At 32.8% G+C, this 21,877-nt stretch carries 17 protein-coding genes; 10 read left to right on the forward strand and 7 right to left on the reverse strand.

Features of this window, described 5'->3' with window-relative positions:
- Window positions 1-96: 96 nt before the first annotated feature.
- The 3 genes from ACFQ1Q_RS00530 (at window position 97) to ACFQ1Q_RS00540 (ending at window position 4,094) form a co-directional block, all read left to right on the forward strand.
- On the forward strand, window positions 97-1,785 hold the full coding sequence (locus tag ACFQ1Q_RS00530) for a hypothetical protein (protein WP_386126874.1): 1,689 nt from the start codon (window positions 97-99) through the stop codon (window positions 1,783-1,785).
- A 113-nt stretch (window positions 1,786-1,898) separates the two neighbouring features.
- Entirely contained in the window at window positions 1,899-2,360 is a 462-nt protein-coding gene (locus tag ACFQ1Q_RS00535; protein ID WP_386126876.1) for a hypothetical protein, read from the forward strand.
- 78 nt (window positions 2,361-2,438) lie between these two features.
- A complete protein-coding gene (locus ACFQ1Q_RS00540) occupies window positions 2,439-4,094 on the forward strand; it encodes a SulP family inorganic anion transporter (RefSeq protein ID WP_386126878.1) in 1,656 nt (551 codons plus the stop codon).
- On the opposite strand, the gene ACFQ1Q_RS00545 is transcribed toward ACFQ1Q_RS00540, so the two are convergent.
- Together ACFQ1Q_RS00545 and ACFQ1Q_RS00550 are read right to left on the reverse strand one after the other, a co-directional pair.
- Complete coding sequence (locus ACFQ1Q_RS00545) at window positions 4,095-4,559, reverse strand: GNAT family N-acetyltransferase (RefSeq protein WP_386126880.1); 465 nt, start codon at window positions 4,557-4,559, stop codon at window positions 4,095-4,097. It abuts the gene before it with no gap.
- Window positions 4,540-5,568, reverse strand: coding sequence for a formimidoylglutamase (locus ACFQ1Q_RS00550; RefSeq protein ID WP_386126882.1), 1,029 nt, complete (start codon window positions 5,566-5,568; stop codon window positions 4,540-4,542). Before ACFQ1Q_RS00550 ends, ACFQ1Q_RS00545 begins: the two co-directional genes overlap by 20 nt.
- Window positions 5,569-5,694: 126 nt before the next feature.
- Here ACFQ1Q_RS00550 and ACFQ1Q_RS00555 point away from each other — a divergent pair, with 126 nt between their 5' ends.
- Window positions 5,695-6,579 carry a chromosome partitioning protein ParA gene (locus ACFQ1Q_RS00555; RefSeq protein ID WP_386126884.1) on the forward strand — a complete coding sequence of 295 codons (885 nt, stop codon included), beginning with the start codon at window positions 5,695-5,697 and terminating at the stop codon, window positions 6,577-6,579.
- A gap of 62 nt (window positions 6,580-6,641) precedes the next feature.
- On the opposite strand, the gene hutI is transcribed toward ACFQ1Q_RS00555, so the two are convergent.
- The gene (gene hutI, locus ACFQ1Q_RS00560; protein WP_386126886.1) at window positions 6,642-7,880 is read right to left on the reverse strand and encodes an imidazolonepropionase; all 1,239 of its coding nucleotides are present in this window, start codon (window positions 7,878-7,880) and stop codon (window positions 6,642-6,644) included.
- Window positions 7,881-8,024: 144 nt separating this feature from the next.
- On the reverse strand, window positions 8,025-9,422 hold the full coding sequence (fumC, locus tag ACFQ1Q_RS00565) for a class II fumarate hydratase (RefSeq protein ID WP_386126888.1): 1,398 nt from the start codon (window positions 9,420-9,422) through the stop codon (window positions 8,025-8,027).
- Between the two features lie 203 nt (window positions 9,423-9,625).
- Between fumC and ACFQ1Q_RS00570 the strand changes: the two genes are divergently transcribed.
- The 5 genes from ACFQ1Q_RS00570 (at window position 9,626) to ACFQ1Q_RS00590 (ending at window position 17,410) form a co-directional block, all read left to right on the forward strand.
- Entirely contained in the window at window positions 9,626-10,903 is a 1,278-nt protein-coding gene (locus ACFQ1Q_RS00570) for an ammonium transporter (protein WP_386126890.1), read from the forward strand.
- 82 nt (window positions 10,904-10,985) lie between these two features.
- Window positions 10,986-13,397 carry a DUF2339 domain-containing protein gene (locus ACFQ1Q_RS00575; protein ID WP_386126892.1) on the forward strand — a complete coding sequence of 804 codons (2,412 nt, stop codon included), beginning with the start codon at window positions 10,986-10,988 and terminating at the stop codon, window positions 13,395-13,397.
- A gap of 46 nt (window positions 13,398-13,443) precedes the next feature.
- A complete protein-coding gene (locus ACFQ1Q_RS00580) occupies window positions 13,444-14,610 on the forward strand; it encodes a DUF3999 family protein (protein WP_386126894.1) in 1,167 nt (388 codons plus the stop codon).
- Window positions 14,611-14,685: 75 nt separating this feature from the next.
- Window positions 14,686-16,491: a serine hydrolase gene (locus ACFQ1Q_RS00585; protein WP_386126896.1), complete on the forward strand. Its 1,806-nt coding sequence runs from the start codon at window positions 14,686-14,688 to the stop codon at window positions 16,489-16,491.
- A gap of 88 nt (window positions 16,492-16,579) precedes the next feature.
- On the forward strand, window positions 16,580-17,410 hold the full coding sequence (locus ACFQ1Q_RS00590) for an alpha/beta fold hydrolase (protein ID WP_386126898.1): 831 nt from the start codon (window positions 16,580-16,582) through the stop codon (window positions 17,408-17,410).
- Window positions 17,411-17,490: 80 nt separating this feature from the next.
- Here the strand turns inward: ACFQ1Q_RS00590 and ACFQ1Q_RS00595 are convergent, their stop codons facing one another.
- On the reverse strand, window positions 17,491-18,153 hold the full coding sequence (locus tag ACFQ1Q_RS00595; RefSeq protein ID WP_386127509.1) for an ABC transporter ATP-binding protein: 663 nt from the start codon (window positions 18,151-18,153) through the stop codon (window positions 17,491-17,493).
- Between the two features lie 46 nt (window positions 18,154-18,199).
- Window positions 18,200-20,659 (reverse strand): DUF5916 domain-containing protein, encoded by a 2,460-nt coding sequence (locus ACFQ1Q_RS00600; protein WP_386127511.1) that lies wholly within the window; start codon window positions 20,657-20,659, stop codon window positions 18,200-18,202.
- A 152-nt stretch (window positions 20,660-20,811) separates the two neighbouring features.
- Here ACFQ1Q_RS00600 and ACFQ1Q_RS00605 point away from each other — a divergent pair, with 152 nt between their 5' ends.
- A complete protein-coding gene (locus tag ACFQ1Q_RS00605; protein ID WP_386126900.1) occupies window positions 20,812-21,093 on the forward strand; it encodes a hypothetical protein in 282 nt (93 codons plus the stop codon).
- On the opposite strand, the gene ACFQ1Q_RS00610 is transcribed toward ACFQ1Q_RS00605, so the two are convergent.
- The gene (locus tag ACFQ1Q_RS00610) at window positions 21,085-21,846 is read right to left on the reverse strand and encodes a CDP-alcohol phosphatidyltransferase family protein (RefSeq protein ID WP_386126902.1); all 762 of its coding nucleotides are present in this window, start codon (window positions 21,844-21,846) and stop codon (window positions 21,085-21,087) included. The genes ACFQ1Q_RS00605 and ACFQ1Q_RS00610 overlap by 9 nt on opposite strands.
- Window positions 21,847-21,877: the final 31 nt, after the last annotated feature.

Genomic DNA, 21,877 nt, shown 5'->3' on the forward strand with positions numbered 1-21,877 from the left:
GCCCATCCCAATCCTTCCCAACGGGAATAAAACTCAAAATCCCTATTTTACCCTTTGGGGAAATGTTCGCAGAATAACGGGACCAAAATATTCGAAATGATTAAAAACTACTGGAAAAAAGGACGAAAGCAAAAAGTTATCACTGTATTACTCAGTTTGATTTTACTTGTTTTATTATTCGTTTTACGTGACGATTATCAACCAGCATTACTTTTTTTACGAAAATTTATATTCGTGATTTTAATTTGTGCACTTATACTTTTTCTTGGATTGCGCAAATTTAGAAAAACAGCTAGTACCGTATCTCGCTTGGGTATTTTAGGACTAATGATTTTATTTTTCGGGATTTTATATGTCTTCGGTTGGCATTACGGTATGTATGATTATATGAAAACTTATAACGTATTTAACCATTTAAACAAAGTTGAAATTAACGAATTACCACTAACACAAAATGAACGCATTCAACCATTACGCAACATTTTTTCTATGGCGAATGAAAGTGTAGGCGAAACCAAAGACGTTTCACTTCCTCATTTAGTGAGAGTCGATGATGAAAATAAATGGACAATGGCTATTCAACCGAGTCAGAAATATGTAATGCAACGTATTAGTGACAATTCCGAAGAAGTATTTTCTGTAAGCAGTACAACACCATTTCCTAGATTTTCTAACGAAAGCCGAATTCCGGTAACATTTTCTATTGGTGAAACCTTAAAATTTAGCCGAAACACGTATAATGCTGTGGTACAGCGATTTAATCCATGGATGCTTTTTAATTACGAGCCAAGTGATACGTTTTACATGAAAAACGATAGTGACCAATGGGTACAAGTTGTTAGTTTAATTAAGTGGAAAGGCTTCTTTTTTCCGTATCCAACATTTGGTGGTGTAATGATTATTGACAACGGAGAACATGATTTTAATGATTATCTGGAAAGGATTACTATCGGAAAAGGAACTTTTGTTGCTCCTGAAGACATTAAAAAATATCCATTTTTAACAAAACAAAACACATTGTCCGAAAAAGTGTCTCAGCTTCAAGCAGAGTCTTTAAAATTTTTAGGTGGATTTAGTGATCCTTTGCCATGGAATATGGAAACCGCTGTAAAAATTCCAGAAATGCCTGAGGACCAAAATCAACAACCTTATGTAACAGATTTCGATTTTGCAGGTCATAATTCTGATGCATACAGCGGTTTGTACCATTGGTTTGGTTTAGAGCCAGTAGGTGATGAGCGTACGAGCTTAAGCTACAGTGTATTTATTCCTGCAGACGGAACAGATAAATTATATTATTATGACCACGCAAGTAAAAAACAAGGTTATGCAGGCGTATCGGCAATGCCATTAAAAATTGTAGAATCACGTAAGGAGTTTGATTGGGATGCCAACAAACCTGTGGAATTTAGACCATACATTAAAGATATTGCGGGTAGAAAGCGAATGTTTTTTCTAGGTACAGTTTCTGCAATAAATAAAAAAGGACAGTTTGATGGTTCTGCAACACCAGATTTGGCTTTGGTAGATAGCGAATACCGCGATGTTATTTGGATAGATGTAAAACACCCAAGTACTTGGGATGAAAAAATTTATAACCAACTCAATGAAGCATGGCGTGCTGAAGAAGGTATTGGCTATTATTTTAAAGAAAAAGAAGTGGATGATAAAGATATTCAGCAAACTTTAGATTCGTTAAATGTAATGCCAAAAATCAATGATAATTCTCAACAAATTGAAGCTTTACAACGCAAACTAGATTCTTTAAAGGCTTTGGGAAATTAATTCAATTTTTTTGTGCTGAACTCGTTTTTAGCATCATATAATTTTACAAATTTCTCACCTTAAATTTGTAACAAACCTATGTAATTACAGACTTATACTATAAAGTCTTAAGTATGAGTTTCATGGGTTTTGGTATGCAGAAATGGATTTATACGATGCAACCGCGCCGGCCATATTCTGTGGAGCGAAAAGGCTCTTTTACCAAAATACCAACACATAAAAATAAGTTTCAATTTCAGCCTTCAAAATCTTCAAATAGTTATTTGTTTGCAATAGTATTGTTAGTAATTTTTATTTCGATAGTCGCTCTAAAAATTCCTGCTTGGAAAAAATACGAAACTGAACATTCCCAATACGTTAGACAACTAAAAGTCACTAAAAATACAAACGAGTTTAATTTTTTAATGAATTCTGGAAAACGCCGATTACAAAATAATAATCTTAAAGGTGCATATTCAGAATTTAAATTAGCTAAGGCTATTTTTCCAGAGAATAAAGAAGCCAATGAGCTTTTTTTACAAACCCTTTCTATTTTGTGTTTTGAAGAAAATGTATTTTGTAATGAACTTTATTAAGCTAAATTGTAATTAAAGACATTTAATTTCTAATTTTCTTAAAAAGCAATTACTATCTTAGTTTTTTAAATAAAAATTATGATATCAAAATTTTACAACGCAAAATATCTTAAAGGAGATTTAATGGGTGGACTTGTCGCAGGTATTGTGGCATTACCATTGGCTTTGGCTTTTGGAGTTCAGTCTGGTTTAGGCGCAATTTCAGGACTTTATGGAGCAATTGCTGTTGGTATTTTTGCAGCTTTATTTGGTGGTACGGCTACTCAAGCAAGTGGACCAACTGGACCAATGACAGTTGTTTCGGCTGCTTTAGTAGCTGGCGCAATTGAATTAACTGGAAGTTTAGAAGCTGCAATGCCCATAATTGTACTCACATTTCTTTTAGGCGGAATTTTTCAAATTGTTTTTGGTTTTCTAAATATTGCGGGTTATGTAAAATATTTTCCGTATCCGGTTGTATCTGGTTTTATGAGCGGTGTCGGATTAATTATCATCATATTACAGTTGTTTCCTTTTGCAGGATTGTCATCTGCAAAATCAACATGGTTGGTTATACAAGATTTTCCTAGGCTATTCTCAGACTTTAATGTCTATGCTCTTATTCTTGGAGCAATTACTGTGGTTGTATATTATGTTTTTCCATACATTACTAAAACAATTCCAAGTGCATTGGTTGCTTTAATCACAGCAACTTTAGTTGGATATTTTACAGGTTGGGATGTGCCAATTATTGGAGAAATTCCTTCAGGATTACCTTCACTGCAAATTGGAGGTATATTTTCTGTTGATGCAAATGCCTACGGTCTTATTGCGGAATATGCATTAGTTTTAGCTGTTTTAGGCTCCATAGATTCATTATTAACTTCTGTAATTGCCGATAACATGACAAAGACCAAACATAACAGTAATCGAGAGCTGATAGGTCAAGGTATAGGAAATAGTTTAGCGGCTATAATTGGAGGTATTCCAGGTGCTGGCGCTACTAAAGGAACAGTTGTAAATATTAATTCTGGTGGTCGTACACGCCTTTCGGGTACTATTCATGGATTGTTTTTGCTAACCGTATTATTAGGACTTGGGGCATTAGCAGCATATATTCCGTTATCAGTTCTAGCTGGTCTTTTAATCCCAATTGGTTTTAAAATTATTGATGTTAAAGGTCTTAAACATCTAATCCGTGTACCAAAAGCTGATGCTGTCGTACTTGTAATCGTTTTATTAATTACAACATTTGGTAGTCTTATACAAGCTGTAGGTATTGGTTTATTGTTGGCTTCATTACTATTTATGAAACGCTCTAGCGATATTGGTGAAAAAGGATTAGAAGTTGGCACCTTAGCTGGTTTTGATGGTGAAAAACCTTGGCAAGACGAAAAAGATTTTTATGAGCGATATAAAGATAAAGTCTATATAAAACATTTATATGGACCATTATTTTTTGGGTTTACCTCTCATTTTCAAGATGAAATAAATAATATTCCAGAACAGATTGAAGCTTTAATTATACGAATGGACCGTGTGCCATACATAGACCAATCTGGCTTGTATGCTTTAGAAAATGCTGTTTTAGACTTAGAGAAAAAAGGTATCAACGTGTTATTAACAGCAGTACAGGAGCAGCCTAAAGATAAATTAATATCTATTGATATTATTCCAGATTTAATATCAGAAGAGCATATTTTTGATGATATCAGCGCCGCATTTGCTTATATTAAAACTACTTATAATGTATAATTAAAAATTGAGAAGCATCTTAATATCTGCGCGTTCATAAGGATTATCTTCTTCAAGTTGAAGTTCAATAAATCCATATTTTTTATACAAATAAATGGCGTTTTCTAACTTGGTATTAGAGTAAAGCATAAGTGCTTTAAACTTATTTTTTTTAGAAAATTCAATACAGCATTGTAATAATTTTTGCCCTATTTTTTGACCACGAGTTTCGGGCAAAACAGCCATTTTTGTCAATTCGAATATTCCTTCATCTTCAGTTGGCATTAGCGCAACGGTTCCAAGAATTTGATTTTTATATTTGGCGAAAAATATGTGACCGCCTTTTTTGATAATGTATTTCTCAGGTTTGCTTAAAACTTCTTCGTCATAAGGCTCAACATAGAAGTATGTTTGTAGCCATTCGATATTAAAATCGTAAAAGTATTTTGCGTATTCAGGTTTATAATTAACTATTTCTATTTGCATGGGCTTTTAAAAAATCGGTGATGAGATAGGAGATGAGCTTTCCGACTTGGGTTTCGGTTTTCTTTTTTGGTACGGCTTCACAAATGTGTAAATACGTAGCGTTTTTGTGAGAACCAAAAGCGTGAATAAATCGTCTCGTTTTTGTTACTGAAAATCCGCTGGGCGTTTTGGCACTACTGGGTATGTTTTTAATAGCGTCGCAATCAATTTCAATACCAAATTCAGAGTCAGATATATGTTTTAAAGCCTTTTTAATTTCAGATTTAAATTTTAATTCTTTTCTAATTTCTAGTGCTTCAAACGTATTAAAATTTACACCTTCAGTAGTATTTAAAGTTTCTAAACTGTTTTGCGAAATATAATTTTCATGCAATCCAAAGATGAAATAGTTTTGTAAAAAACCTTCATGATGTGCATAATTGAAACCATTACCACTGTGTCTGCCTTCTAGCATTCTAAAATCGTGATGCGCATCAAAATTAATAACATTTAAAGTTTTATTTAAAGCGAGAGATGAGCCTTTTATGTTGCCGTATGCATTGTTGTGTCCACCTCCAATAATTATGGGTTTTTTTCCTGCTTTAATAATATTATGTACTAAATACGTCACGTCTTTATCAATGGCTTCAACCATTTTTCGGGCTAAATCAATCTTTTCTTTTTCTGACAGACTACTTTTCCTAAGCTCTTTTTGTTTTTCAGAATAATTTAAATTTCCTAAAACTAAAATTTTTTCAGCTTCTATAAATGCATTAGTTTGTGTATTTAACAAAACTTTTATTGCAGCTTCAAATGCACGATAAGTTCCTGGTTTACCGTGGTTTGCATAAACACCAATATCTTCAGAAATACCAAATATTACATAGTCGACGTCCAAACTTGAAATGTTTTCGTAAATGTTAGTGAGGTTGTCAATCAACCGAATACGTTCTCCAAATTTGGTTTCACCTTTTCGCATTGCCACGATAGCGTCGCGTTTTTTAGACGTTAAAAGTTTTAAATTATGCATGGCATCGTAATTTGATATCGAATTTAAATAATAGAAATTACAATTAATAGAATTAAAGATTGAGATGTTGAAATTTTTTCGACATATCAAGTTCAACAAAAATTAAAATAACTTAGAACATTAATTATGAGTAACACAAACAACAGCATCGGTTTAAAGGTCGGTTTAGGAATTTTACTTGCCTTATTTTTAGCAACAGGTTTTTACGCTTCTAAATTATACAGTGACAAAAAGGAGACAGAAGCCGTTTTAGTAAAGGAAAAGCAACAGGTCATGAACGACCTTACTGCAATGGCAAAACAGTACGATGAAGCCATTGGAGAAAACGAGATTGCAAACAAAGATTTAGTTGCTGCACGTGAAAGAATACAAGGTTTAATGGATTCTTTAAAAGTGTCTCAAACAAGCGTAAATAGCCTTTGGAGATATAAAAAGAAATATTTAGCATTACAAAAGGAGATGGATGTTTTGTTAGAAGAAAACGACCGTCTTAAAGTAGAAAATGAATTATTAGCAACCTCATTAGATAGTACACAAATTCAGTTAGCTGAACGTTCGGCTTTTACAGATTCTTTATTAGTACAAAATACAGAATTAGCTGATGTGGTAAGAGATGCAGGCGCTTTGCAAACTATTGGACTTAAGGGTTTTGGAGTCATTGAAAGAAGTAGCGGGAAACTTATTCCTACAGAGCGCGCGAGACGTAGTGACAAAATTAGAGTTTGTTATACCGTAGCTAGAAATACACTCGCAGATGCCGGAGATAAAGAATTATATATACAGGTTATTGACCCAAATGATAATGTTTTGGGTGCAAATAATCAAGTAGAGTTTGAAGATAAAGTATTAAACTACACTTTGATAAGTAGGTTTAATTACGAAAATAGAAATCTTAACGTTTGTGAGTTTGTAGCTCCAAGCGGCGACGAAAAGTTTGAAAAAGGACGTTACATCGTAAACGTATTTAACGAAAAAGATTTAATCTCTACATCAGAGTTTACTCTAAAATAGAGATTTAATATTGGTTGGTTAGTTTAAAAAGCCTGAAGTCAGACGAACAGCTTCAGGTTTTTTTATACCCAAACCTGTCCATTAATAATCACTTGGTCGATTGGATTTGTACCAAATGCATACGGAATTTCCGCATAACTATCCATTGGCTTTGTAATAATAAGATTGGCTTTTTTACCTCTCGTAATACTGCCATACATATTGCTAAAACCCATAGCGTATGCACCATTTACAGTAGCAGCATTAATGGCTTCTTCTGGTGTCATTTTTAATTTTATACAAGCTGTGCTAACCACAAAATTCATATTACCGCTAGGTGTTGAGCCTGGATTGTAATCTGTGGCAATGGCTAGTGGCAAACCAGCATCAATAATTTGTCTCGCTGGTGTGTATGGAATACCCAAAAAGTAAGAACAAGCAGGCAAAGCAACTGGCATTGTGTTGGTATTTTTTAAAGCTTCAATGTCTTTATTATTCAATTCTTCTAAATGATCGACAGAAAGGGCGTTATTATCGACTCCCAATTTTACACCACCAAGAATATTAAATTGATTGACATGAATTTTTGGTCTGAAGTTATATTTTTTTCCAGCTTCAAGAATTCTCTTGGTATCTTCAACAGAAAAATAACCTTCTTCACAAAACACATCGATAAATTTTGCAATTCGTAGAGCAGACGCTTTTGGTATTAATTCATTAATAATTTTATCGACATAGGCTTTTTTATTGTTTCTAAATTCTGAAGGAATCGCATGCGCAGCTAGTAATGTAGGAGCAATTTTAGCCAAGCTATCTTGCTTAATACGTTTAATGACTTTTAACATTTTTAATTCGGCTTCAACAGTTAAACCGTATCCTGTTTTTATTTCAACAGCACCTGTTCCCAGAGCAATCATTTCGTTTAATCGCTTTGTTGCCTGCTTATATAAATCATCTTCAGATGTATTTTGAAGTTGTTTTGCCGAATTTAAAATTCCGCCGCCATTATTTGCAATTTCAGCATAACTCAACCCATTTATTCTATCAACAAATTCCGAAACTCTATTACCTGCATAAACAATGTGTGTATGAGAATCGCACCAAGATGGTAAAACAATTTTTCCTGTAGCATCAATTTCTGTTTCAGCTTCGACGCCACTAAAATTCTCCATCTTACCAAATTCTACAATCGTATCGTCTTTAATATAGAGATACGCATTTTCTATTAAAGGCAATTTTTTCATGGCTGGACCTTTAATAATCTTCACGCTATTTTCATGAACTTGAAGGAGTTGCTTTATATTTTTTATAAGAATGGACAAAAGTTGATTTGGTTTTGGTTGTGTATTTCAAGTTACGAAAAATAATAATAAAATTTGCTGTAAATGAAAACGAGCGGTAGTCGAGATACATATTTAACGTATTTCTCGGTTACCACTCGAAATTATTTTTTATGATATTATGAATTACTTCAAACTACCAACCATGTTTTCTGGTTTTACCCATTCGTCATAATCTTCAGCAGAAACATACCCTAAATAAATAGCCTCTTCTTTTAAAGTTGTTCCGTTTTTATGCGCTGTATTTGCTATTTCAGCAGCTTTGTAGTAACCAATTTTTGTATTTAAAGCAGTTACAAGCATTAAAGAGTTATTTAATAATTCTTTAATTACCGAATGGTTAGGTTCAATACCAGAAGCACAATGCTCATCGAAACTTACACAAGCATCACCAATTAATTGCGCAGACTGCAAAAAGTTGGCTGCCATCATTGGCTTAAAAACGTTAAGCTCGTAATGCCCTTGAGTTCCACCAACAGTGATTGCAACATCATTGCCCATAACTTGTGCGCAGACCATTGTCAATGCCTCGCACTGAGTTGGGTTTACTTTTCCTGGCATGATTGAACTTCCTGGTTCGTTTGCTGGAATGATGATTTCGCCAATACCAGAACGTGGTCCAGATGCCATCATTCTAATATCATTGGCAATTTTATTTAAAGATACCGCAATTTGCTTTAATGCACCATGAGTTTCGACTATAGCGTCGTGAGCTGCTAACGCTTCAAATTTATTTTTTGCAGTTATAAAAGGATGATTTGTAAAATCTGCGATATATTTTGCGACTAAGACGTCATAACCTTCGGGTGTATTTAAGCCTGTTCCTACTGCAGTTCCGCCTAGTGCAAGTTCACTTAAGTGTTTTAAAGTATTTTCTAAAGCAATTAATCCGTGGTCTAGTTGAGATACATAGCCTGAAAATTCTTGGCCTAATGTTAATGGTGTTGCATCCATTAAATGCGTACGACCAATCTTTACGACATCCTTAAATTCTATAGATTTTTTGTGAAGTGTATTTCTTAATTGAATAATTCCAGGAATCGTAGTTTCAACTACTTTTTTATAGCCTGCAATATGCATTCCGGTTGGAAATGTATCGTTTGATGACTGCGATTTATTTACATCATCATTAGGCTGAATGGTTTTTTCGCCTTCGCCAATAACTTTACCAGCTATTTGGTGTGCTCGGTTGGCAATTACTTCGTTAACATTCATGTTACTTTGTGTACCAGAACCAGTTTGCCAAATGACTAAAGGAAATTGGTCATCATGTTTTCCCTCTAAAATTTCATCACATACCTGCGCAATTAAATCGCGTTTTTCTTCAGTTAAAACTCCAAGCTCGCAATTGGTGTAAGCAGCAGCTTTTTTTAAATAGGCAAATCCATAAACAACTTCTAAAGGCATTGATGCAGGTGCACCGATTTTAAAATTATTTCTAGAACGTTCTGTTTGCGCACCCCAAAGTTTGTCTGATGGTACTTTAACTTCGCCCATTGTGTCTTTTTCTATTCTGTATGTCATGATTATTCTAGATTTTTAATGATGCGCAAATTTACAATTTATGAGACTTTTGTAATAGCAATTTGACATCAAATTAACGTTAACTAGATTATTGAATTAAGAAAATTATGAGTTAATTTTTACGAAATCTACATTGATATTCAAACCGATAAATCCTAATTTGCTAGCGTTTAAAAAACCAACCAATTATATTTATTTCTGTCATGGGAAAAAAAATCAACTTCATTGCATTAACACTTATTGTTATATTTTGTGCATTTACAGCATCGAGTTACCAAGAATTATCGTCAACAATAGATAAAGCTGATACAGCTTGGATGCTTGTTGCTAGTGCATTTGTATTATTAATGACACCAGGATTATCTTTCTTTTACGGCGGAATGATTAATAAGAAGAATGTCATTTCTACAATGCTTCAAAGTTTCGTAGCACTTGGAGTTATAAGTGTGCTTTGGGTTATAGTAGGTTTTAGTTTGGCATTTGGAGAAAGTATTAGCGGAATTATTGGCAACCCGCTAACTTTTTTAAACTTTAAAAATGTTGGTATTGAACCGAATCCAGATTTCTCTGAAACGATTCCCTTTTTATTATATGCATTATTTCAACTAAAATTCGCTATAATCACTCCAGCGTTAATCACGGGAAGCTTTGCAGGTCGCATCCGTTTTAGAAGCTATATTTTATTTATGGTTTTGTTTAGTTTGTTAATTTATAGTCCTTTAGCTCACATGACATGGCATCCTGATGGATTATTAAGAAATTGGGGCGTTTTAGATTTTGCAGGTGGAACTGTAGTTCATATGTCCGCAGGTTTTGCAGCTTTAGCTGGAGCTCTTTACTTAGGAAAACGAAAAAAAGCAGAAGAGAGTCACGCCAACGTGCCTTATGTAATTTTAGGAACGGGATTACTCTGGTTTGGTTGGTTTGGTTTTAATGCTGGTTCCGCACTTGGCGCTAATGGTGATGCTGTGATTGCCTTTGCAAATACCAATGTAGCATCTGCAACCGCAATGATAGCCTGGTTATTTTATGAACGTTTTATGGGACGCAAAATGTCAGCAATTGGCGCTTGTATAGGTGCGGTTGTTGGTTTGGTAGCCATAACACCAGCAGCAGGTTTTGTAAATATCGGACAGTCTGTTTTAATAGGTTTTGTAGCTGCAATCATATCTAATTGGATGATTCACTTAAAAAATAAAACAAGTATTGACGACACTTTAGATGTCTTTCCTTCACACGGAATAGGTGGTGTTGTTGGTATGATTTTAACAGCTGTTTTTGCTAAAGAAGTGGGATTGGTTTATGGCGAAACAGAAACGTTTTATTATCATATCATCGCATTAGTCTTAACTGCGATTTTTACATTTGGCGGTAGTTATTTATTATTCTTTTTGGTAGATAAACTATTGAAAATGCGCGTGCGAGAAGACCAAGAAGAACGTGGATTAGACCTAAGTCAACACGGTGAAACCGTAGAGTAAAATCTACAAAATCAATTGTTTGCTTTTAATAATAAAAGCCTAAATTAGCCTAGCATTCTTTATTTAATTAGAATGAAAACGCATGGCAAACAATCAAGATATTATTTTAAAGCTGATAGAAAAATTAGAGCACCTTTATAAAAAACAAGCAGATTTTACTTCAGAAATTGACAGATTAAAAGAAGAATTGTATCGATTGAAGACTTCTGGTATCCGAGAAAAAACTCAAACTTCGATAATTCCTGAGTCAGAAAAGCTTACGGAACAAATTGAAACTCCAGATTCAGAAATTAAAACACCTGAAATAATTGAACAGATTGAAACTCCCAAGGTTGAGATAGAACCAGAATCAATTGTTGAAGAAATTAAAGAAGTAACTAAAGCTGAAAAACCGTCATATTCTGAACCAATTCGTCAAAAACCACCAAAGTCAAAATCTAACTTAGAAAAGTTTGTTGGTGAAAATCTGTTAAATAAAATCGGAATAGTTATAACCGTTATAGGTGTTGCTATTGGTGCAAAATACTCCATTGAAAATGATTTAATAAGTCCCTTAACACGAATTATTTTAGGTTATCTATCTGCTATTGCATTATTAGGTTTTGGAATAAGATTAAAGAAAAATTACGAATCCTACAGTGCAGTTTTAGTAAGTGGAGCTACAGTTATCCTTTACTTTATCACCTTTTTTGCCTATAGTTTTTATGATTTAATTCCACAAGTTTTTGCTTTTGCTTTAATGGTGTTGTTTACCATTTTTACGGTAGTTGCTGCTATTAATTACAACCGTCAAATTATTTCGCATTTAGGTTTGGTTGGTGCATACGCTGTTCCTTTTTTATTGAGTAATGATTCTGGTCGTGTCGAAATTTTATTTAGTTACATAGCAATTATCAACGTTGGTATTTTAATTACTTCATTTAAAAAATATTGGAAATCTCTATACTATTCGGCCTTTTGTTTTACTTGGCTCATTTTTTCGAGTTGGTTTATATTTGATTATGAAACTGATATGCATTTTGCATTAGGTTTATCCTTTTTGACACTTTTCTTTATCATTTTTTATGTCACATTTTTAGCTTATAAAATGGTTAAAAAAGAGACTTATGGTTTTGGTGATATCATTTTACTTTTAGCAAACTCATTTATTTTTTATTCGTTTGGTTACGCAATTTTAAGTATTAGCAAAATCGGCGAGGATTATTTGGGATTATTTACACTTGGTAATGCTATTATTCATTTTATAGTTGCTACTCTCATATATAAGCAAAAATTGGGAGACAAGGGTTTGTTTTACTTGGCTTCAGGTTTAGTTCTTGTTTTTATAACAATTGCTATTCCTGTACAATTAGATGGCAATTGGGTAACATTACTATGGTCGGCATTAGCGGCATTATTATTTTGGATTGGACGTTCAAAATCTGTTCCAGTATATGAGAAATTATCTTATCCTTTGATGTTTTTAGCGTTTTTTAGTCTATTACAAGATTGGTCAATGACGTATGGCTCTTATTTTTATTCGTCAAAAGAAATTCATTTACCGCTATTAAATATTAACTTTTTAAGTTCTATATTATTTATTTTGTCAATCGCTTTCGTCGTTTATATTGGGCAAAAGAAAATATATAAACCTGCTTTAAATAATGGTTTTTGGAAAACTATAATGAATTTTGCTATCCCGTCGATTTTATTATTTTCAGTTTATATGGCATTTCGTTTAGAATTAGCGGATTATTTTAATCAATTAGTAGCAAAGTCTAAACTAAATTTTGAAGGTGGAATTCTTTCAAATAGAACCATTAGAGATTACGATTTAAACGACTTTAAAAGCATTTGGATAATAAATTATTCCTTATTATTTGTATCGCTTTTATTTATATTCAATAGTAAATTTATTAAAAATCAAACACTCAAATTTGTTACTTTGGGCTTAACTGTTTTAAGTGTTTTTGTTTTTTTAGTTCAAGGATTATATAGTATTAGCGAGCTTAGAGAGAGTTATTTAAATCCTTCAGAATATTACAATAGCGGTATGTTTTATATTCTCATTCGCTACATTTCATTTTTATTTTTAGCACTTGGTCTATATACTTGCTATCGATTTATAAAGGAGAAAAGTACTACATTAGGTTTTAAAATTTCTTATGATTTGCTTCTTCATATATCTATCGTTTGGGTATTAAGTAGTGAGCTTATACACTGGATGGATATGGGTAATTCCGAACAATCTTACAAATTGGGCTTAAGTATTCTTTGGGGCGTGTATTCTTTCTTATTAATTGCTTTTGGCATTTGGAAAAACAAAAAATATCTTCGAATTGGCGGCATTGGATTATTTGGCATTACTTTATTAAAACTTTTTTTCTACGATATTGTTCATTTAAACACCATTTCAAAAACGATAGTTTTTGTTTCGTTAGGTATCTTATTATTAGTCATTTCATTTTTGTATAACAAATACAAACACCTTATTATCGATGAAGTTAAAGCATAATATATTTAGATTTTTAGTGTGTTTTGTATGTTTTTCATTTGCTCAAATGAAAGACTACAATTACAAACAAGATTTGCAAAAACCAACTGAAACTTGGCATACTATTATCTTACCAAATTCTGTGTTTGGAAAAGCAAAATCTAATTTGGCAGATTTAAGAATATACGGAATAACTGCGGAGAGTGACACTATTGAAGCGCCATATATTTTAAAAGTCAATTCAAAAAAAGTAGAAAATAAATCAATACCGTTTAAGATTTTTAATCAGTCTAAAACGGATGAAGGGTTTTATTATACATTTCAGACGGATGGAGAAGATTTAATCAATCAAATTAAATTAAAATTTGGTATTGAAAATTTTGATTGGCGCGTTAAGTTAGAAGGTAGTCAAAACCAAAACGAATGGTTCAATATTTTAGATGATTATCGTATTCTATCAATTAAAACGGTAAATACTGATTATAGTTTTACCACCTTATCATTCAATTCTGCAAAATATCGTTATTACCGTCTCTTTATTAATTCTGCAAAAAAACCAAAATTAATAAGAGCATCTATCTCTAAAAATCAAATTTTAGAAGGAGTTTATGATAATCATACTATTGCAAAATCTTCAAATCAAATTAATAAAAAAAACAAAACATCAGTATTAGATATAAGTCTCGATGCAAGATTGCCAATTAGTAGCATGGAGATTTCTGTAGCCAATGATTTTGACTATTATCGACCATTTAAATTAGAATACATATCAGATAGTTTAAAGACTGAAAAAGGTGTTAAATATACTTACAGAACTTTAGCTCGAGGCACTTTAAATTCTATTGAAAAGAATAATTTTAATTTTGAAACGGTTTTGTCAAAAGCGCTCAGGCTTACTATTTATAATACAGATAATCAACCGTTAAATATTCAATCAGTCAAGGTAAAGGGTTACAAACACCAATTGGTTTCGAGATTTACTGAAGATGCCAATTATAGTCTAGTATATGGAAACTCAAAAGCAAGATTGCCGCGATACGACATTAAAACATTTGAAAATAACATTCCAAAACAATTGTCTAATTTAACTTTAGGCAATATTAAAGTCATTAAAAAATCAGATACAGAAAATAGTTCTTCACTTTTTGAAAGCAAATATTGGCTTTGGGCTATTATGCTTATTGTAATCTTAATTTTAGGTGGTTTTACACTAAAAATGATTTCAAAAAAATAAAACGTATATACTGTAACAATTCGGTTTTACATTATACTGATTGAGATATACATTTCAACCAACCACAGAAATATTATGAGAAAAGCTACTATTTTACTTACAGTTTTATGCATATCATTATTGACGTTTTCACAAACGGATAAACGTTTAAAAGGCGTCGAAAAACAGCTCAATTCTATTTTAGAGACAAGTAAAGCGCCAGGTTTTGCAGTCGCAGTTGTAGAAGGTGATAAGATAATTTATGCTAAAGGATTTGGATATAGCGATTTTGAAAATAAAGTACCAGCAGATGCCAATACACTTTATGCTATTGGTTCATCAACAAAGGCATTTACATCGTCTTTACTTGGTTTGCTTAGAGAAGATAAAAAACTATCGTTTGATGATAGTCCTCTAAAACATGTTCCTGAACTTCGTTTTTTTAATGATGAAATGAACAATACAATTATTATCAAAGATTTAATGCGCCATACTACAGGTTTGCCCAGGCATGATGCAGCTTGGTATTATTTTCCAAGCCAAAATAAAGACAGCTTAGTGATGCGTATAGCACATCAAGAACCATTTACTGGCGTACGTCAACAATGGTATTACAATAATTTTGGATTTTTATTACAAGGCGTAATTACGGAGCGTTTAACAAATAAAACTTGGGAAGAAAATATTGAGGAAAAATTCTTTAAGCCTTTAGAAATGAATCGTTCTAAGACTAAAATCAGCGGAATGAAATCGAGTAGCAACGCAGCGTTTGGATATGGATTAGATTCAGATAGAAATATAGAGAAAAGTGATTATTATGATATTGCTGGTATGTCGCCAGCAGGAAGTATTAATAGTAGCGTTAATGATGTAAGCAATTGGTTAATTACATGGATAAACAACGGAAAATTTAAGGGCAAACAAATTATTCCAGAAGATTATATACAAGAAGCTATTAGCTCTCAAGCAGTTGTATCTAGCGGTAAACCGAGCGAAAAATTACCAGACATACATTTTTCTAACTATGGCTACGGATGGTTTTTAAAATCATACAAAGGTCATTATATGGTTGAGCATGGCGGAAACATTAACGGTTTCTCGGCTAGTGTTGGTTTTTATCCTTCAGACAAAATAGGTATTGTGGTTTTGGTAAATCAAGACGCATCGGCTGTACCTGGTTTGGTAAGAAATACTATTGCAGACTATATCTTAGAGGTCGAAAAGACACCTTGGGCTGATAACTATAAAGAAGATTTAGAAAAAGCTTTAAAAGCTCAAAAGGAAGTGATGGAAGACTCAGAACTTTCTAATGTAAAAAATACAAAACCTTCTCATGCAAGTGTTGATTACACCGGGTTATATGAAAATAAAGGCTATGGAAAATTTGAGATTATTTTAGATAACGACTCTTTAGTAACAACATTAAATAACGAAAAACTTTTCTTGCATCATGTTCATTATGACACGTTTGAATTGGTAGATTATTCTGAAGGAAAGATTGATGAAGATGAGTTTGGAAAATCTTTGAAAGTTAATTTTAAAATCAACGAAACTGGAGATGTTGAGTCGTTAACCGCATCTATTGAGCCAACGACAGATGCAATAGTATTTAAGCGCACACCAAATACACTAGATGTTGATTCTGAAACTTTAGGACAATACGTTGGAACTTATGATTTAGGTGGTATGGAAGCTAAATTTTATATCAAAAACGAGAATATTTTATACGCTTTTATTAAAGGTCAACCAGAATATGAATTGGTGCCAGTGGCTAAAAATATGTTTAATCTTAAGATTTTAGATGGTTATAAAGTAGAATTTGTTGAAACTGAAGGAAAAATCTCAGGAGTAAAGTTTATTCAACCAAATGGAGTGTTTAAGGCAAAACGAAAAGACGATTAGTAAAAGAGCAAACCTTTTATCTATTACCGATAACCTTACCCAAATTTAAATAGCATATTGAAGTAAATTAACCATTAATACTTTAAATATGCCATTTATAACAAATAAGTCAGGTAAAGAATCTGTAGATATTTTTTACGAAGATTACGGAAAAGGACAACCAGTAATATTAATACATGGTTGGCCATTAAGCTCAAAAGCTTGGGAACAACAGCGCTGGAAGCTAGTTGAAGAAGATTACCGTTGCATTGCTTACGACAGGCGAGGATTTGGACGTTCATCTGCTCCATGGAACAGTTACGACTATTCTTCATTAGCATCAGATTTAAACGAATTAATTAACCAACTAGATTTAGAAGATGTCGTCATTGTTGGTTTTTCAATGGGTGGAGGAGAAGTAGTTCGTTATTTAACCAATTACGGATCAAATAAAATTTCTAAGGCAGCACTTGTAAGCTCAATTATTCCTCTTGTAAAACAAAAAGATGATAATCCTAATGGTGTACCAGAAGAAGACATTCAAGGTATACTGGATGCTTTGCAAAGTAACCGAGTATCTTTTTTAAAAGATTTTCATAAAAATTTCTACAATTACGAAGACAATAAAGATAAAATCACAGAGCAAAATTTACACTACGATTGGCAAATTGCCTCCAATGCTTCGCCACGAGCAACCATACAAGCAGCCATTGCTTGGGCAGATACAGATTTTAGACCAGAGTTAGAAAATGTAGATGTACCAACTTTAATTGTACATGGAGATGCAGATAATATTGTACCGATTGAAACGTCAGGAAATCAAGCAGCAAAAAGTATTGCTAATAATCGATTTGAAATTATTAAAAATGGACCTCATGGATTAAATTTGACTCACGCGGACGAATTAAATACGATTTTAATTGACTTTTTGAAATCATAAAAATTTACTGAATATTTTGTCACATTGAGAACTTCGAAATCACTTCGACTGCGCTCAGTGTGACATTTTCATTTCAATTTCTAAGAAACGATATTCCCATCAACCATAGACAGTTTTCTGTCTGCCATATTTGCTAATTCTTGGTTGTGGGTCACAATAACAAAAGTTTGATTAAACTCATCTCGAAGTTTAAAAAATAAATTATGAAGTTGTTCTGCAGATTCACTATCTAAATTACCCGAAGGTTCGTCTGCAAAAATGATTTTAGGATTGTTAATTAATGCTCTAGCTACTGCTACCCGTTGTTGCTCGCCTCCAGACATTGCATTTGGTTTATGGTCTATTCTGTCACTCAATCCTAAATAGGCTAACAATTCTTTAGCACGTTTTTCGGCTTCTGCTTTTGGAGTATTTGCTATAAAAGCAGGGATGCATACATTTTCTAAAGCCGTAAATTCAGGAAGTAATTGGTGAAACTGAAATATAAATCCAATATTAGTATTTCTAAATTTCGCCAATTCCTTATCATTTAAATCAGCAATATTTACGCCGTTTATATTTAAGGTAGTTTCTGCTGTAAAATCTGGTTTATCTAAAGTGCCTAAAATTTGTAAAAGCGTTGTTTTTCCTGCTCCAGAGCTTCCAACAATAGAAATGACTTCGCTCTCTTCAATAGTTAAATTAACTCCTTTTAGAACTTTTAGGTCGTTATATGCTTTAAAAATGTTCTTAGCTGATATAATTGCTGCCATAGACCGTGAAAATAATATTTAAAGTCTAGCCAAACAATTAGCTTTGGCTATTATTTTTTGTAAAAATAGATTTTATACCATTGAAGTCTATAAAGTATTGCAATCTTAATGATACTTGATGTAAAGCAGGTTGCTCAAATAATGTATTAAAACTCGTAGAAAATGTATCAAAAGAGTTGTTATCTACATTAAATAATTGATTTCTGTATAATGCAGTTAAAAAACTACCTGGTGCAAATTGCCATGAGTAGCTTAAATCCACGTTCCATGTGCTAAAATTTACGTTTGGATTAGTACTTACATTGTCTAAATTGTAACCAGAATTGGTAGTTAGCCTTCCGTTGTCTAATAATGTAAATAATTCATAATCATAATCTACAGTATCCCAATAATGACGAAGATTTAAAGACAGCGTGTGTAATGGATTAAAAGTGTAGTTGGCCGTTATGGTATTTGTTAATCTGCGTCTGTCTCGCTCACCAAATATGGTTTCATTGTTTTCGCGAGTTGCAAATCCACGTTCGCCTTTACGTTTGTCGTATTCTATTTCATAGATTAAAAGAAAATTATCATTAAATCTATAACGAGGTTCTATCTCTACACCAATTGATGTAAAATCCCTACCTTCTTCAAAAATGGCTCCAGCTGACAAACGGATATCATACGCAAATGGTCTATTGTAATTGGTTGAAATAAATCCGCCGATACGTGCAAAATTTTCAAATATAAAAAAGCGTCCATCACGACTTTCAAAATAGTCAAATTGTTTTCCTGGGTTTGCTCTAATGTTAAAACCATAAGCGTCTAAAGACTTTTTAGCCACAGCAAAATAATTTGCTCCCAAACTAAATCCCGTAAAAACGCCTGGATTAGCTAAACGCTCATAATTAACGAAGCCATTAATCCGATATCGGTTCAATTTTTCAGTAGGTTCAAAAATTTCATAAGACCAATCCGCACCAAAATTGTTTCTATTATTTCTTAGGTTTAAACCAATATCATTAATATTAAATTTGGTGTCGGCAAATCTATGGTCAAAACTGTAGCGCCAATTACCACTTGTCTTTCCAATAAAAAAGAAACTACTAAAACCTGTTTCTGCCTCAATAGTTTGGTAATTTACGTGGCTTACACGTGCTTCGGTATCAATCCTATATGTGTTTCTTTTATTTTGAAAATTACTTACCAGCGCTGTAGCATTGGCGTCTCTAAAACTGCCTTCGCGCATTACGTTAGTATTTATTAAGCTTATCGATGAATTTCCATTGTACTGTTGGTCTACAACTAATACGTTATAATTTGCAAATGGTTCTATAACCTCACTTCGCAAAACCACATCATTATCATCTGTAACCGCAACTTCAGTTTTCTCTGTTAAGGCATTTAAAATTCCAATGCCTAATCCGCTTTTGGTTCGTCCTGAAACTTTAATTGCATTTAAAACCTTTGTAGTACTTGGACGGTTTATATTTTCGCCATCCGCTAAGTTTACTAAACCAACTGGTGCATTTCCGATTCTTCTCGAAAAAAACAATCCACCTTTTGAAAATAAATCCACACCTTCGGTAAAAAACTGTCTTTGCTCTCTAAAAGTTTGTTCAAAAGGCCCGAGATTAAGCTCTAAATTATCAAACCCAACTTGACTAAAATCGGGGATAAGCGTTGCATCTAAAGTAATATTATCGGTAATTCCGTATTTTAAGTCGAGTCCAAACTTTAAATCAGTTTCTGTAGTGCCATCAAAATCTGTAACGATTCCTGTGGTAAAAGGATAAAGATTAAGTCTTACAGGTGGTTTTAAATTTTCTAATCCTATCAATTCGCCATGATATAATCCAGGATTTCCTTTTGTTGGGTCTAGTGGATTCCATGTGTATCGAGCTCTATCTCGTCTAAATTCTCTATGAAATTGAATGCCCCAAGTTGGTGTGTCTTGTTCAGGAAAACGAAGTGCTCGATATGGAATTTTCATCTCTAATGTCCAACCGTCATCATGCATTTTTACTGCACTTTGCCAAACAGCATTCCATCCAAAATCTTCTCCAATTGTAGGATTTGCTATGGCATCGGCTTGTTGACCAGAAGCAAACACAAAAAATAGAGTATCGTTTTGAGCATCGTTATTTGGATTTAAAACAAGTAGAAAAAAATCGGATTGACCAAAATCATCTCTATTGGTCAATTGTTTCATAATATCATTTGGGTTGTCAAACATATAAGCAGAAACATAAATGGCCTGATTATCATAAGTCATTCTAACTTCTGTGCGCGTATTTTTTGTGGATTTTAATCCAATTTCTGGTTGAAACGAAATAAAATCAGTAGCTATTTCTGCAGTTTGCCAGATGGCGTCATCTAATATACCATCTATTTTAGGTGCGTTTTCCGTTCTATTGATTTCTAAAACTTTTTTAGTCTGTGCATTAGATGTTTGTAGAACAAAACTAGCTACTACTAAAAACAGAAAAATGGAGATATGTTTTGTGAGTAAATTGATGACTTAGTTTTTTGCTTATATATTTCCGCAAATCTACTGCGAGCAATAGAGTATCGCTCTTAATTAAAAGTTAAAAATAGCAGTGAAAATGCCACAATGACGTTCATTAATTTTTGGAATACTTCTTGATTTAATACAACTAAAACTATTTAATGAATAAATTTTTAAAATTATTATTATGCTTATTGCTTGATGCAATGGGTTACATCTCTTTTGTAATTCCAGGAATTGGCGAATTCTCTGATATTATTTGGGCACCTGTTTCTGGATTTATAATGACAAAGCTTTTTAAAGGAAAAGCAGGGAAAATAGGAGGAATTATAGCTTTTGCAGAAGAAGCTTTACCATTTACAGATGTAATACCAACGTTTACTATAATGTGGGTTTACACTTATTTAATTAAGGCTAAACCAACGACTAAAAAGCTAAAGTAATTTTCTGAAAGCTATGAATGCCAAAATTAATATAGAAGTACTTATAAAGTAGAGGATAATGTAATCTTTAAGACCTAAAACTAGAAGTACAGCAATCATTAAAAGTTGAAAACCAAGTCCAAAAACAGACAATAAGGTCATCATATAACTTGGTAATGTTTTACCCGTAGCTGCTTTTTCATCTAAAAAGTAAATAGCCTTATCAAAAGCACCATATAATATTTTATATATTCTGAATAAGATATTGACACTTCCTTGTGTTTCACCCTTTAAAGCTGTTGGTGTATTCTCCTCAAAAACGCGACTTGTAGTGTCACCATTATGTCTATTTCTTAGAATAACATAATAGTAATTGTAAAGTGTACCTTGTAATTGTATGGCGATAAACGCTAATAAAACCAACCAAATACTTGTTGGTGTAATTTGAAAAATAGCTAATAAGAAAATAGCATTCAAAATGATATCAGAGACCGAATCGAGATAACGACCAGTATATGACGGTGTGTTTTTTACGCGCGCCAATTCGCCATCGGCAGCATCTAAAATAGATTTCAAAATCAAGAAAAAGGCTGCAAACACATACTGTTGTTGAATAATACAAAACGCAGCAATTAAGCCAGAAACCACAAACGCTATGGTAACGTGGATAGGCGTAAATCTAGTATGTTGTAACGAAATGGCTATTTGTTTGGCTATTGGTCTGCCATAATCCGACAAATCAATAAACTTATGGGCTTTGGGTAATTTGGACATTTTAATTGTAAACAGATAATGTTTTGCTGAA

The organism is Winogradskyella litorisediminis, from assembly GCF_042675765.1.
Classification (GTDB): domain Bacteria; phylum Bacteroidota; class Bacteroidia; order Flavobacteriales; family Flavobacteriaceae; genus Winogradskyella; species Winogradskyella litorisediminis.